Source organism: candidate division WOR-3 bacterium (genome assembly GCA_039804025.1).
Taxonomy (GTDB): Bacteria; Hydrothermota; Hydrothermia; order Hydrothermales; family JAJRUZ01; genus JBCNVI01.
Map to the genome: position 1 here is coordinate 1 of JBDRZP010000014.1, position 13612 is coordinate 13612.

Sequence of the window (13612 nt, forward strand, 5' to 3'; positions counted from 1 at the left end):
TGGTGAAAGACCGAGTGTTGGTTCATCTAAAAGAAAAATTTCTGGATTATAGGAAAGGATTGTTGCAAGGGAAACCTTCTTTTTCTCTCCAAAAGAAAGATGATGGGGAATTCTTTCTTCAAATCCTGAAACCCCTGCTTTTTTAAGTGCATCTTTTACAATCTCATCTAAATTACCATTAAATCCAAAATTCTTTGGAGCAAAGGCAACATCATCATAAACTTTTGGCATAAATAATGAATCATCTGGGTTTTCAAATAAAAAACCTATTTTTTTTCTTAAACTTTCATTAAATTCCTTACCATCAATTAAAACTTTTCCTTCATATTTTAAAAGACCTGCAATACATAAAAGAAAAGTTGTTTTACCAGAGCCATTTTCACCAATAATTGATAGAGTTTCATTTTCATAAACCTTTAAATTTATTCCCTTTAAAACCTCCTTTTTATCCTCATAAGAAAATCTTAAATCTATTATTTCTATTTTTACCTTTCTATTTTCCATCCTTTTGAAACCATTGCTTTTAAAACTCTTTCACTTCTTTCATAAGTTCTTATGAATATGTTTCCTGAAAAAATTAAATAACTTTTAAAATCAGGATTTTTACCTTTTGAAATCATCGCCCTTTTCATCCTTTCAATCTCATCATAAAGAAGAAAAAAGAACCTGTATAAGAAAGAAAAAATAAGGGAAATTAAAAAACCATAGGGAATTTTTTCAAAAATTTTAAAGAAATCTTCCATTTTTGTTGTAAAAAGGAAAATGATTATAAAAGATATTGAAAAAAGGGACTTTAAAAGAGAGTATAAAAAACTTAATAAACTTTTGTTATTTAAAATGGAAAGCAGAAAAATAATTGCTAAAAAGGGTAAAATTAAAACAATTCTTTTTAAAAAATAAAAAATGGGTATTTTTGAGATTATAAGGAAAATTGAGATTAATAAGAAAAAGGGGGAATAAAAAATAAGGTTCTGAGGTAAAAGGAGAATTAAAAAAAGAAGAAGAATTAAAAAAATAAATTTTATTGAAGGGGAAATTTTTTGCAAAATTCCCTTTTTAAAATAAAACCTGTCAATAAAATGATGCTTCATATTTTTTCAATTTTTAAAATTTCGGGTTTTATCTTTTTTAAAAAATTTATCATAAAAACTGTAAATATTCCTTCAATTATACCTGCTATAAAATGGGAAAAAATCATAGGGAAAAAACTTTTGTAAAAAGAAATTTTACCTGAAATTGAAAGTTCAAGGGTTACAAAGAAACTGCCAAGACAAACTGTAAATATTGAAATTGAAAAGATAAAAATGTTTTCAAATTTTGGGAAAATCTTGAAGAAAAATTTATAGATATAAAATCCTAAAATAGAGGAAATAAAGAGAGTATTGAAGGAGTTTGCTCCAATTGTTAAAATTCCACCATGGGATAAAATCAATGCCTGAAGAAAAAGGGATAAAAAACAGATGAAAAATGAAGAAAAAGGTCCTAATATAAGGGAGATAAAAAAAGCACCAAGAAGATGAACCGATGTTCCATAAGGAACAGGAAAACTTATACTCTCTATTAAAAAAATAAAGGAGGCTGAAAGACCGAGAAGCGGAACTCTTTCAGGGGAAATTTTTTTTATTATTTTTTTAATTGAATAAATAAGTGTCAAGATTGAAAAAGCATTTGTTAAAGAAACTGTCTTTACATCTAAAAATCCATCAGGTATATGCATCTTTTAACTTTTTATTTGCCATTATATAAAAAATTATTCCTGTGAAATTAAATATTATTGAAATACCAAAAAGGATTTTAAAATAAATAGGAATTTTTGAACTCCTTATAAACTCTTCCTTTTCCAGATTTTTTATTTCAAATTCCTTTATAATTCCATGACCCATTCCATCATCAACCTCTATTTTCCATTTACCAATTTTATCAGGGAAAAATAAAACCCTTCCATTTTTATCAAGGGTTCCTTCTGAAAAAATTTTACCATCAGGTGAATATATTTTATAATCTGCAAAGGAAATCGGAGTTCCATCTTCATAAAAAAATCTTATACCTTTTGCATTTTCAAAAAATTCAAAATCAACACCATGGGAAATTAAAATCAATGTGAATAAAATGTTAATGTGCATACCTTACCTTTCTCCCTTTTAATTAAAAGATTTAACCCTTTTTTAACTTTATAAGAATTTTTAAAAAATCCGCTTCCCTTTTCATTCATGAATTCATAATTTCCCTGAGGGAAATTTATTTCTTTATCTTTTGAAAAATCAAAATCCTTTAAATTTATTTCAAAATCATAATCTAAATTTTTAAATTCTGTTAATTTTTCAACATAAAAATAATTCTTTCCTATATAAAAGATTTCTCCATCAGGCTTTGAAAGAATAAAGTAAATAAGATATACCCCTTCTTTATTTATTTTAAAAGAGGATAAAAGATAATTTTTTTCCTTTTTATATTCAAGATTGATTTCATTTCCATCAGGCTCAACAAGTTTAAACTCTTTTATGAGTTTTTCCTTTGGAGCAAATTCAGATTCAAAAATTTTGTGTCCTCCTTTTATAAATATCTTTATCTCCTCATTTAATTTTGGAAAAGGATTTGATATTTCTATCCAGAAATCATGGGAATATAAAAAATTTAAGAAAAATAAAATAAAAAATAATTTTTTCATTTTTCTCTCCTTAAAATCTATACATTAAAGTTAAATTTGCCCTCAAATTTGTTGATTTTGAATTACCAAATCCGATTCCTGTTTTTATAAGAGAGTTTTCAATTGGGATGTAAATTCCAGGAAGGAAAAATAAGGAACCTTCATAATCCCCGAGAATTTCAATCCCACCTGCAATACCATGCGGGTCAGAGGATAAAGGATTTTTAATGCCAAATGCCCATTCCTTTAAAAATTCATCACCATCCTTTATAAAATTTAAATTTAAACATATATTTGAATGGACACCAAAATCCTTACTTAAAATTATTTTTCCTTCAAAAACTTCTTTTCCATCAAGATATTCTCTGCTTCTTTTAAAAGGAGTTTCATAAGATAAAACAAAAGCAAAATCAATAAATGTAAATTTTTTAATTCTTCCTTGAAGTGAAAATGCTATCGCCTCAATGAAAGGAGAAAGTTCAATATTATTTAGAGTATATCCTTTACCAAATTTTGAAAAATGGGTATGAACATCAAACATAATATAATCTGTTATTCCATAGGAAATTCCTGGTGTAAATTCCCAGTGGTCTAAATCAGGATTATCCTTATTTTCAACAAAATAATCATAATGAAGATGAAATACTTTTTGATTTTTTGGTGCAGTTGAATATGATTCCATTTCTATATATTCCATTGCATGATGAGCATAAATCTTTGAAAAAGTTATATCAGTAATTAAAAGGACACTTATTATTACATATATTTTTTTCATTTTTCCCCTCCCCTTTTAAAGGATTTGAACCTTTATTTGTGTTACATTTTTAAAAAATGTATTACTGTTTAATTATACATTAATAAGAGAAGAAATTCAAGTTTTTAATTTATTTAAATTTCTTTTCCTGTAGTTGCGATACTTAGCGAACTGTATTTAACGCCTTTTGTAGATTTTAATTTATTTGCGAGAGTTTCTATATCTTTTGGTTTTCCTTTTGCAAGGACTATTTCAAGGCAATTATTCTCATCAAGATGAACATGTTGTGAAGAGATTATGATTTCATGAAAATGGTGCTCAATATTTAGTAATTTATTTACAAGTTCCCTTTTATGGTGATTGTAAATAAGTATAATTGCACCTACAACTTCTTTACCCTCCATCCATTCCTTTTTGACAAGATATTCTCTTATTAGGTCTCCTATTGCTTTTGATCTTGTTGGATAATTTCTCTTTTTAATCTCCTTATCAAATTTTAATACGAGATCACTATCAAGTGATACACTGAATCTTTTTAGTTTTGTCAATTAAATTACCTCCTTATTAAACATTATAAATGATAAATTTAAAGTTTTCAAATTGTATTTTAACTTATTTCTTTTTTTATAATTTTTTAAAATGATCTTAGAATATCCTTCTTCAATAATATTTGATTTTGATTTTCAAAATATATTAAAAAAAGATGAGAAAATTATTGTTTTAAAAAGTAAGGATCTGTTGAAAGCTGAGATTTATGCTTATAATCTTATTAAATTTCTTAAATATCCTACTATTACAATTTATTATGATTTTGAGGATAGGGAGCTCTTTCTTATAAAATTTTTCAAGATTCTGAAAGATTATGGAGAAGAGAAAGGTGAATTCTTTTACGAAAGTATTGACCAATACAGGAATGTTGGGGAAGACCTTGTTATTTTTTTGCCCTATCTTCCAGAATCACTTTTTCCTTATTTAAAAAATCTTTCAGAATTTTTTCTGAACTTGAAATTTTTTGTATTATCCAGGGGGTCTTGCGATTTTATATATTCTCTTGATTTAGATGAAATTAATTCAAAAAAAATAGATTCCTTCATTGAGAGTGTTTATGAAAATTTTGAAAGGATTTTTAATGATAATAGAGATATAAAAAATATTCTTTCTTTAACTTTAAGTTTGCCATTATTCAACGCAAGTATTATTTCTCATTTGACTGGTTTAGAGGAAAGTATTGTGAATGGAAATATAAATTTCATAAATAAAAATTTTTTCCCACTTTATAAGATTAGAAGAACTTTAAAGGATAATTTTTATTATTTAACATTTTCAAAATTTATAAAGGAAAAATTTGAAAAATTAATTTCCCTTGATAAGGAAATTTACAAAAGAATAGGAGAGATTTTTGAGAATGAAAAATTAATTGAGGAGGCAATTTTATTATTTAGAAAGTATGAGAACTTTGAAGAAATGGAGAATTTAATTAAAAAAAATATTGAAAAGGTTCTGTTTGATTATCACCTTTCTTATTATACAAGATATATAGTAAAAGAAATTGAGGATGAGAAGTTAAAAACTTATCCTTTCCTTTTAGCCCTTAAAGGGGAGTTCTATTTGAGGAAATATGATTTTGAAAAAAGTGAAAAATTAATAAAAAATTCAATTGAAAATTCAGAAGAGAAAGAAAGGGAATATTTAAAAATTTTTGAACTTTTATATAACTGGGAAACCGGTAAGGATGATAAAATAATTTCAGAGTGGGAAAGTTTGAATAAGGGTGAAATTTCTAAAGCTGTGAGAGCTTATTTTCTTTATAGGGTGGGAGGAAGTTTTCTGTTTATGGAAGAAACAAAAAGAGCAGAGGAGTGTCTACTTGAAGCTCTTTCCCTTGCAATGGATTTAGGATATTCTGACTTTGTGGGTGATATAGCAAATACTCTGGGTTATGTTGTAAAAGCATACGGCTATGATCTTGAAAGGGCAATTGTACTTTTTAAGAAAAGAGCCTATACTGATATACCTAATTTTAAAAATATAATAGGGCTCTTTAATCTCGGTTATGTTTATGCTTTTCTTGGAAAATTTGACGAAGCAGGGTTGTGTCTTAAGGATATAGAAAATCTTGGAAAATTGTTCCCTGAAAATTATGATGGGACTGCATATTTTTATTTAAAGGGAATTATACATTTTTTTAAAAGGGAATTTGATGAGGCAATTTCATCATTTGAAGAAATTTTGAAAATATCAAAAAGACCTCTCACTATTTTTAATATTTCTCTTTATATGGCTAAATGTTATTTCTTTAAAGGTGATGCTGATAAGGGATTTTATTACCTTGATAAATCCTTAGAATATTATAAACCTTCCTCTAAAATTGAGCAAAATTCTGTTAATTTAGTAAATGCAATAGGTTTTTATAAAAGTGGAAAAAAGGAAAAAATGTTTGATTCATTAGAAGAAATAAAGCAAAAGGAAAAATTTCTTTCAAACGAGGAGAAATTAATATTTTATTATCTTTTAGAGATTTTAGGTGATAAAAAATATGAGGGTAAATTTGATAAGTTAAGAGAAAAGTTAAAAGCAATTAACTTTTTAGAAGGTTTTAAGTAAGGTTTCCAAAAATTAAGTATCCTGTGTGGGTAATTCCAAACTCCTTTGGTCTTGTTCCTATATCTCTTATCATAATTTCTCTCAATAAAATTTCATATACTCTTATTCTTACAAATCCATTATTTTCCATTTCCTTTTTAGTTTTCTGAATCTGTTCTATATTTGGTGATAAAGAGCCAAGAGGATGTCCTTTTTTCAAAATTTTTATGGTATGTCTTATAACACTCCATGGTTCTGGAATATCTATAAATACTGCATCTACTTTTATATCAGGAAATCCTTCTTTTTCCACATCTCTTAAGTGAAACTCTATGTTATCAAAAAGTTTATACCTTAAAATATTTTCTTTTGCAAGTTCATAAAATTCCTTTCTTCTTTCAAAGGTATAAATTTTTCCTTTTTTCCCAACTATACTTGATATGAGGGTTAAAAAAGAACCACTTCCTGTTCCAACTTCACAAACTTTTGAGCCTGCTCTTATTCCAAGTTCAAGGATTATAAATCCTGCATCCTTTGGATAAATTATTGTTGTTTTTCTTTTTATTTTCAACATCAAATCACTTGTTGAGGGTTTTAAAACAAAAAATTTTTTATTTTTTGAACTCATAAGTTTATCGCCATATTTCAAATTCTCAGGAATAACAATTTTTCCAAGGTGTGTATGGATTTCTTTTAAGGGTTCCTTTTCAATAATTCTTTCAAATTTATTATCCTCACTTAAAATTAAAATTTTTTCACCTTTTTTAACTTTCATAAAATTATTTTAATATATTCCTCAATAGAAATTTGATCAGGTCTTTTTTCTCTAATTTCTTCTGGAACTTTTTCGTAAAGACCGAATTCCTTTAATATTTTACCTATTTTTTTCCTTCTCTCCTGGAAGGCTCTTCTTACTAATTTAAAAAAAATTTCTTCCTTTTCTTTTTCAATTTGTAATTTTTCCTTTGGTATCATTCTGAAAAAGAGGGAATTGACTTTTGGTTTTGGGTAAAAAAAATGTGCTGGGATTGGCATTAAAACTTTTATATCCGTATAAAAGTTTATGAATATTGTTAGGGATGAAAACTCTTTTGTTCCTGGTTTTGCATTAATTCTTTCAACAACCTCTTTTTGAAGGGTTAAATAGATTTCTGAGAAGTTTTCCCTTTCCCTTATCAATCTAATAAGAAGTGGTGTTGTAATATTATAGGGAACATTGGAAAGAAGTTTTACTTTTTTTAGATTAAATTTATCTAAAATTTCCTTTATGTTTATTTTAAGAAAATCACCTTCAATGAGAGAAAAATCAAGGTCAAGAATATTTTCCCTTAGATATCTACATAAATTTCTATCAATTTCAATTGCGATTACCTTGACTTTTTTTTCAAGAAGTATCTTTGTTAATATTCCTTTACCAGGACCTATTTCAAGAACATATTCCCCCTTTTTTAAATTCATTTTTTCTATCATTTCTCTTGCCACTTTCTTATTCACAAGAAAAACCTGCGAGAATCTTTTTTTCACTTACTAATTATAAATTATCCTCATACAGAACTTGCATTTTTAATAAACAAATGATATATTTATATTCAGTTTAAAATTAAAACTAAATTAAAATAAAAAGGAGGTTAAAAATGGCTTTTAAATTACCCGATTTACCTTATTCTTATGATGCTTTGGAGCCTTATATAGATGCAAAAACAATGGAGATTCATCACACAAAGCATCATGCTGCCTATGTAAATAATCTAAATAATGCTCTCTCAAAATATCCCGAACTTGAAAAATATTCTCTTGAGGAAATTTTAAGAAATCTTGATTCTATTCCAGAGGATATAAAGATTACTGTGCGAAATAATGGTGGAGGGCATTTTAATCACTCACTTTTCTGGGAAGTTATGAAAAAAGATGGTGGAGAGCCTAAAGGAGAGCTTTTAAAGGCAATAGAAAGGGATTTTGGTTCTTTTTCTTCTTTTAAAGAAAAATTTGCAAATGCTGCAAAGAATCATTTTGGTTCAGGATGGGCTTGGCTTTCTCTATCAAGATTTGGAAAACTTTATGTTTTTTCAACTCCTAATCAGGATAATCCATTAATGATAGGTTATATTCCCATTCTTGGACTTGATGTATGGGAGCATGCTTATTACTTAAAGTATCAAAATAGAAGAGCAGAATATGTGGATAACTGGTTTAATGTGATAAACTGGGATAAAGTAAAAGATAATTATGAGGAGGCTTTAAAAAAGATTAGATAGAAAACTCAAAAAAGAAGATTTTTAATTTTTTTAATTCTTAAGGATCTATTTTTTTATTAAAAATAATTTATTTTAAAATTTTTATATGAAAAAATTAACAATTCACGATATAATTGCAAAAAAGGGAAAGGAAAAAATTGTAGCCCTTACAAGTTATGATTATCAAATGGCTAAAATTGAAGATGAAATAGGAATTGATATTATTCTTGTTGGTGATAGTGTTTCTAATGTTTTGCTTGGATATGATAACACTTTAAGAATAGGAATGGATGAAATGCTCGTTTTTACAAGGGCAGTTGCAAGGGGTGTAAAATATTCCCTTCTTGTCGGTGATATGCCCTTTTTATCCTTTCAGATTTCAAAAGAAGAAGCAATAAGAAATGCTGGTGAATTTATAAGAGCAGGATGTGATGCTGTTAAAATTGAAGGAGGAGAAGAGTCCCTTGAAGTAATTGAATACCTTGTTAAAAACGGTATTCCTGTAATGGGTCATATAGGTTTGACTCCACAGTGGATTTTAAAAATGGGAGGTTATAAAGTTCAGGGAAAAACTGAAGAAAGTATAAAAAAATTAAAAAGAGATGCTGAACTTTTAGAAAATGGAGGAGTTTTTTCCATTGTTCTTGAAGGTGTAAAAGAAGATGTAGCAAAAGAAATCACAGAGAGTTTAAAAATTCCAACAATAGGAATTGGGTCTGGAAGATACTGTGATGGTCAGATTCTTGTTGTATGGGATATATTAGGTTATACAGAAAAACCCTATCCCAAGTTTGTAAGAACCTATGAAGATTTGAGGGAAAGAATAAAAAATGCCCTTTTAAGATTTAAAGAGGATGTTATTAAAGGAAATTACCCTTCTGAAAAAGAAATCTATTAAATCAATTTTTCAAAAAATTTTTTTAAGTCCCTGAAATTATCAAAAACAAAATTAGCACCTGCTTTTAAAAGTTCCTCCTTTGAAAATCTAAAAATAGCCATTCCTATGGATTTAAAGCTTACCTTTTTTGCAGCCTCAATATCTCTTGGTGTATCTCCAATTACATAAACATCTAAAATTCTAAAATTTTCTCTTTCTGCAATTTTTTTTCCCTTTTCATATGCTTTTCTTAAAATTTCACTTCTTTCCCAGGAATCAGAGGCATAACCGCCAAACTTAAAGTATTTTAAAAGATAAGAGGGTTTTAATTTTATCTCAGCACCTTCTTCAAGATTTCCTGTAGCAAGTCCTAATAAAAATTTTTCCTTTTTCTGTGCCCATTCGAGAAATTCCGGAACTCCCTCAAAGATTTTATAACCTGGATTATCTATTTCCTTTTTGAGATTATCAAGATAAATTTCAAGAATTTCTTCAATTTCTTTTTTTTCTGGTTTTTTATTTAATTTTTTTAAAAATACTTCCTCAATAATTAAGGGATCTGTTTTTCCATCAGGAGAAATATCTTTCATAGCTTCTTTTAATCCATATTTTTTAAAAAAAGCCTTATCAATAGACCTTGTTCCTGCTCCACCTGAATAAATAAGTGTTCCGTCAATATCAAAAAGGAGCATGATTTTATCCATATTTTTTATTATAAAAGATTTGATAAATTTTCTCAAAAATATTTATACTTTATAAAAATTCATATGAAAATAATACTTTTTATTATTATCACTTCTTCCTGGTTTCAGAAAGATTTTGAAAGGGCTAAATTTTTATATGAAAGTGCTTTAAAAGGAGAGGAAAATTCAGAAAATCCCTTTGTTTATTTTATTAAAGCAATAAAAGAAGAAAAAATGGGAAAATTTGAAGAGGCAAGGAATGATTTTGAAAAAGCTAAGTTTTTCTCAAATCTTGAGCCAGCAAATATATTTTTGATGTATATGATTTGTGATATAAAAAATTTGAAAGAGTTTAAAGATGAACTTATTCCACTTTTATTAAAATCAAAAGAAAAAAAGGGAGTAGAGGATATTTATGAAATTTCAGAATACTTTTTTAAAAAATCTGAATGGGAGCCCCTTTTTATATTAAAAATTGAGGAACTTGATAAAGCATTGGCTATTTCGCCGACATATATTAAAGCATGGTTTAAAAAACTCGAACTTTATTATATAAATTTTAAATTTTTAGATTTTTTAAAAACCTTTTTCAGTTTTTCCCCTTTTAAGAGAGGTAATCCCCTTTTTAAAGAAATTTTTAATCTTGCCTTTTTAAGAGTTATAATTCTTTTTTTCTATTCTCTTTTTTTTATATTCCTTCTTGGAATTTTATTAAGAAAAAGGTATTCAATTTATTTTATTAATTTAAAAACTCTTTCTCAATTTCCTGAATCCGAATTTTTACCTATTATTTTATTTTTAATTCTCTTATTTTTAAGAGCGCCTCTTCCTTTTTACCTTCTTTTAATAATACCTACAATTTTCTTTTTAGAACTTAAAGAAAAAATTTTCCTTTCAATTTTACTTATTTTGATTTTTTTAGTCTCTTTATTTGCCATTCAGAAGGAACCCTATTCCCTTTCCTTTGTTCAAGACCCTCTCAATCCCTATTATCTTAAGTTTTTAACAATGAATTCCCCTTATGATGAGGAACTTTTAAAGAAATGGGATTCTCTAAATATTGAGGAGAAAAATTTAATGAAAAGTATCATTTATATGAAAAAAGGGGAAATAAAAGAAGCAGAAAAGCTTTTAAGAGATAAATTTAATAAATCTTCTTACAATTATTTAGTTGAGATGGGGAATATATATTTTTTAAAGGGAAAGTATGATTCAGCGAGTATTTTTTATAGAGAAGCAATTAATTTATATCCAGAGAAATTTGAGGCACATTTTAATTTATCTCAGGTTGCCTTTCAGATGGTTGACCTTGATTTATTTCAAAAAGAAATAGAAATTCTTAATCACATAGATGCTAAAAAAACCGAAAGATACATAAAAGTTATAAAGGAATTCAAACTTACTCCATTTTTACATGCCTACCCCGAAAATTTTAAGAAATATAAATTCAAAAGTGAAAAAGTTTTTCTTTTTGTTAACAGGTTTATTTTCCCATCCCTATTTATGCCTCTTTCTTTTATAATTCTATTTATCATGTTTTTCCTTAAAGGCACACAAAGTATTAAAAGGTGTAAAGCATGTAAAAAAGTTATTTTAGGAGAAGTAGAAAATATTCCCCCCCTTGGTGAGGTTTGCGAAAAATGTAAAAATGAAATTCTTGCTACAGAATCCTTAAAATTAAGACAGAGAATTGCAATGAGGTTAAAAATGAAAAGGTTACAGAAAATTAAAAATATTCTTTTATTTGTTAATCTTTTACTTCCCGGGCTTTCCTTTGTTATAAATAATTCTATGATACTATTTTTGATAAGTTCTTCTATCTTTTCCCTTGGTCTTATTATTATTTACTTTACTTCCTTTAAACTTTTCGGTATTTTACTTTATATATTTAGTTTTTTAATTTTTCTTTTTTATTATTTAACAGGAGGTAAAATTGATGAAGCAATTTAGTGAGGGAATGAGTGGAAGTTTGAAGATATTTTCTGCACCTGATGTATTACAACTAATTTCCCAGCAAAGAAAAAAAGGTGTTGTTTATTTTTATAAGGGTAAAACAGAAGCAGCAGTTGGTTTTGAAGATGGAAAAGTTGTTGCTGCCTATATTATAAGAGAAGGAGAGTTTGAATCCCTTGAAAATTTTTTAGTAAAATCAGGTCTTGTATCAGAACAGGATTATAAAACAGCAAAGGAAATCCAGGAAGATACAGGAGAGCCCATTGAGGAAATTCTTGTAAAGGAAGGTGTAATAACTTCTGAGAATTTGATTGAGATAATTTCCTTTAAGATTCAGGAAGTTATAGATGAAGTTATAACCTGGAGAGAGGGAATATATAAATTTGAGCCTGATAAGGAGATTTATAAGTTTTCAAAGATTAAGATAAGTCTTCCTCTTGATTCCCTTTTAATGGAAGCAGCTTGGCATCAGGATGAGTGGCCAAGAATAAAGGAGAAAATCAAAAGTTCTGATATGGTTTTTAAAATTTCATCAAAAAAACCACAGATTGAACTTGAGCTGGAAAAGGATGAGAAAAAAGTTTTGAAGCTTGTAAATGCAAGAAGAACAGTTCAGGAAATTGTAAATTTAAGTGGTCTTGGAAAATTTAAGACCTATTTTGCTTTATACAGGTTATATGAAATGGGAAGAATAGAACCTGTGGAAAAACTTACTGAAAAAGAAGAATTTGTAGAGGAAGTTGTTAAAGAGGATAAAGTTAAAAGAGAAAGGGAAAAAACTTTGATTTTACCTAACCTTACACTTCGTTTAATTTTCATTTTTCTTTTTGTTTTTCTGTTTTTTATTTTGAAAGTTTATAAAAGGGGAATTTTCCCTTATATTGAAAAAATTGTTCCTGAACAAAAAGTTTTTAGTGTTGATGAAAATTTATTCAAAATTTCACCATGAATTCAATTAGGGAACTTTCAAAACTTATAACAAAAATTGAAAATTTTGATGAACTTGATTCAGATGTTTTAAAGAGAATTTTTGAAAAAGAAGGTAAAGCACACAGGATAGGTTTTACAGGTCCTCCAGGTGCAGGAAAAAGCACTTTGAGTGATAGGATAGCTTCACTTTTAGCAGAGGAAAAAAATAAGGTTGGAATTATCGCAGTTGATCCTACAAGTCCTTTCACAGGTGGAGCAATTCTTGGGGATAGAATAAGAATGGAGGAAGCTTCAAAGAAAGGTGTTTTTATTAGAAGTTTGGGTTCAAGAGGAGGTATAGGAGGTTTATCAAGGAGAACTTACCTTTCGTCTCTTTCCATGGAATCTTTTGGAATGGATTATATCATAATTGAAACAGTGGGAGTAGGTCAATCAGATTTTGAAATAAGATATATTGCTGATACAACTATCGTTGTTTTAACTCCTGAATCCGGTGATTATGTTCAAGCTATGAAGGCAGGTTTAATGGAGATTGGTGATATTTATGTTATAAATAAGTCAGATAGACCTGGTGCAAAGGAAATAAAAAATGAAGTTGAATCTGCACTTTTACTTTTACCATCAAATTCTGAGTGGAAAGTGAAAGTAATTCTTACAAGTGGAATAAAGGGCGAAGGTATAGAAGAGTTGAAAAATCTTATAATTACTCATAAAAAATTTTTAGAAGAAACAAAATTAAAGGATAAAATGATTAGAGAAAGAAGAAAAAGATTTTTAATGGAATTTTTAAGGGATGAGATATGGGATGAAATTGAATTTTTTCTTGAAAAGAATGGTCTAATTGAGAAATTTTTAAAAGATATAGAAATGGGAAAACCTTTTAGAGAGATAAAAAAAGAATTTTTTGAATTTTTTAAAAAGGGGTTAAAATCCCCTTAAACTTTTTTAAAA

The 13612-nt window shown here is 27.3% G+C and carries 16 protein-coding genes; 6 read left to right on the top strand and 10 right to left on the bottom strand.

Features of this window, described 5'->3' with window-relative positions; all coding sequences use genetic code 11:
• The 7 genes from ABIN73_06140 to nikR all read right to left on the bottom strand — a co-directional run.
• The coding region (locus tag ABIN73_06140; protein MEO0269301.1) for an ABC transporter ATP-binding protein at positions 1-504 on the bottom strand (504 nt) is incomplete at its 3' end.
• Complete coding sequence (locus tag ABIN73_06145; protein MEO0269302.1) at positions 486-1091, bottom strand: CbiQ family ECF transporter T component; 606 nt, start codon at positions 1089-1091, stop codon at positions 486-488. The genes ABIN73_06145 and ABIN73_06140, both read right to left, overlap by 19 nt.
• Entirely contained in the window at positions 1088-1717 is a 630-nt protein-coding gene (locus ABIN73_06150) for an energy-coupling factor ABC transporter permease (GenBank protein ID MEO0269303.1), read from the bottom strand. The genes ABIN73_06145 and ABIN73_06150 overlap by 4 nt, the downstream gene beginning before the upstream one ends.
• Positions 1704-2123 carry a hypothetical protein gene (locus ABIN73_06155; GenBank protein MEO0269304.1) on the bottom strand — a complete coding sequence of 140 codons (420 nt, stop codon included), beginning with the start codon at positions 2121-2123 and terminating at the stop codon, positions 1704-1706. Before ABIN73_06155 ends, ABIN73_06150 begins: the two co-directional genes overlap by 14 nt.
• Positions 2096-2668, bottom strand: coding sequence for a hypothetical protein (locus ABIN73_06160; GenBank protein ID MEO0269305.1), 573 nt, complete (start codon positions 2666-2668; stop codon positions 2096-2098). The genes ABIN73_06155 and ABIN73_06160 overlap by 28 nt, the downstream gene beginning before the upstream one ends.
• Positions 2669-2678: 10 nt before the next feature.
• Entirely contained in the window at positions 2679-3422 is a 744-nt protein-coding gene (locus tag ABIN73_06165; protein ID MEO0269306.1) for a hypothetical protein, read from the bottom strand.
• 113 nt (positions 3423-3535) lie between these two features.
• Positions 3536-3949, bottom strand: coding sequence for a nickel-responsive transcriptional regulator NikR (gene nikR / locus ABIN73_06170; protein ID MEO0269307.1), 414 nt, complete (start codon positions 3947-3949; stop codon positions 3536-3538).
• Between the two features lie 91 nt (positions 3950-4040).
• Here nikR and ABIN73_06175 point away from each other — a divergent pair, with 91 nt between their 5' ends.
• Positions 4041-6005 (top strand): hypothetical protein, encoded by a 1965-nt coding sequence (locus ABIN73_06175; GenBank protein MEO0269308.1) that lies wholly within the window; start codon positions 4041-4043, stop codon positions 6003-6005.
• Here ABIN73_06175 and ABIN73_06180 read toward each other — a convergent pair.
• Entirely contained in the window at positions 5998-6759 is a 762-nt protein-coding gene (locus ABIN73_06180; protein ID MEO0269309.1) for a tRNA (adenine-N1)-methyltransferase, read from the bottom strand. The genes ABIN73_06175 and ABIN73_06180 overlap by 8 nt on opposite strands.
• The gene (rsmA, locus tag ABIN73_06185; GenBank protein ID MEO0269310.1) at positions 6756-7508 is read right to left on the bottom strand and encodes a 16S rRNA (adenine(1518)-N(6)/adenine(1519)-N(6))-dimethyltransferase RsmA; all 753 of its coding nucleotides are present in this window, start codon (positions 7506-7508) and stop codon (positions 6756-6758) included. The genes ABIN73_06180 and rsmA overlap by 4 nt, the downstream gene beginning before the upstream one ends.
• A 110-nt stretch (positions 7509-7618) precedes the next feature.
• Between rsmA and ABIN73_06190 the strand changes: the two genes are divergently transcribed.
• Both ABIN73_06190 and panB read left to right on the top strand, forming a co-directional pair.
• The gene (locus tag ABIN73_06190) at positions 7619-8239 is read left to right on the top strand and encodes a superoxide dismutase (protein ID MEO0269311.1); all 621 of its coding nucleotides are present in this window, start codon (positions 7619-7621) and stop codon (positions 8237-8239) included.
• Between the two features lie 85 nt (positions 8240-8324).
• Entirely contained in the window at positions 8325-9116 is a 792-nt protein-coding gene (gene panB / locus ABIN73_06195) for a 3-methyl-2-oxobutanoate hydroxymethyltransferase (GenBank protein ID MEO0269312.1), read from the top strand.
• Here the strand turns inward: panB and ABIN73_06200 are convergent.
• The gene (locus tag ABIN73_06200; GenBank protein MEO0269313.1) at positions 9113-9799 is read right to left on the bottom strand and encodes an HAD hydrolase-like protein; all 687 of its coding nucleotides are present in this window, start codon (positions 9797-9799) and stop codon (positions 9113-9115) included. The genes panB and ABIN73_06200 overlap by 4 nt on opposite strands.
• Positions 9800-9862: 63 nt before the next feature.
• Here ABIN73_06200 and ABIN73_06205 point away from each other — a divergent pair, with 63 nt between their 5' ends.
• The 3 genes from ABIN73_06205 to meaB are packed head-to-tail and all read left to right on the top strand — an operon-like array spanning position 9863 to position 13600.
• Entirely contained in the window at positions 9863-11728 is a 1866-nt protein-coding gene (locus tag ABIN73_06205; protein MEO0269314.1) for a tetratricopeptide repeat protein, read from the top strand.
• Complete coding sequence (locus ABIN73_06210; protein ID MEO0269315.1) at positions 11715-12680, top strand: DUF4388 domain-containing protein; 966 nt, start codon at positions 11715-11717, stop codon at positions 12678-12680. The genes ABIN73_06205 and ABIN73_06210 overlap by 14 nt, the downstream gene beginning before the upstream one ends.
• On the top strand, positions 12677-13600 hold the full coding sequence (meaB, locus tag ABIN73_06215) for a methylmalonyl Co-A mutase-associated GTPase MeaB (protein MEO0269316.1): 924 nt from the start codon (positions 12677-12679) through the stop codon (positions 13598-13600). The genes ABIN73_06210 and meaB overlap by 4 nt, the downstream gene beginning before the upstream one ends.
• Positions 13601-13612 lie beyond the last annotated feature (12 nt).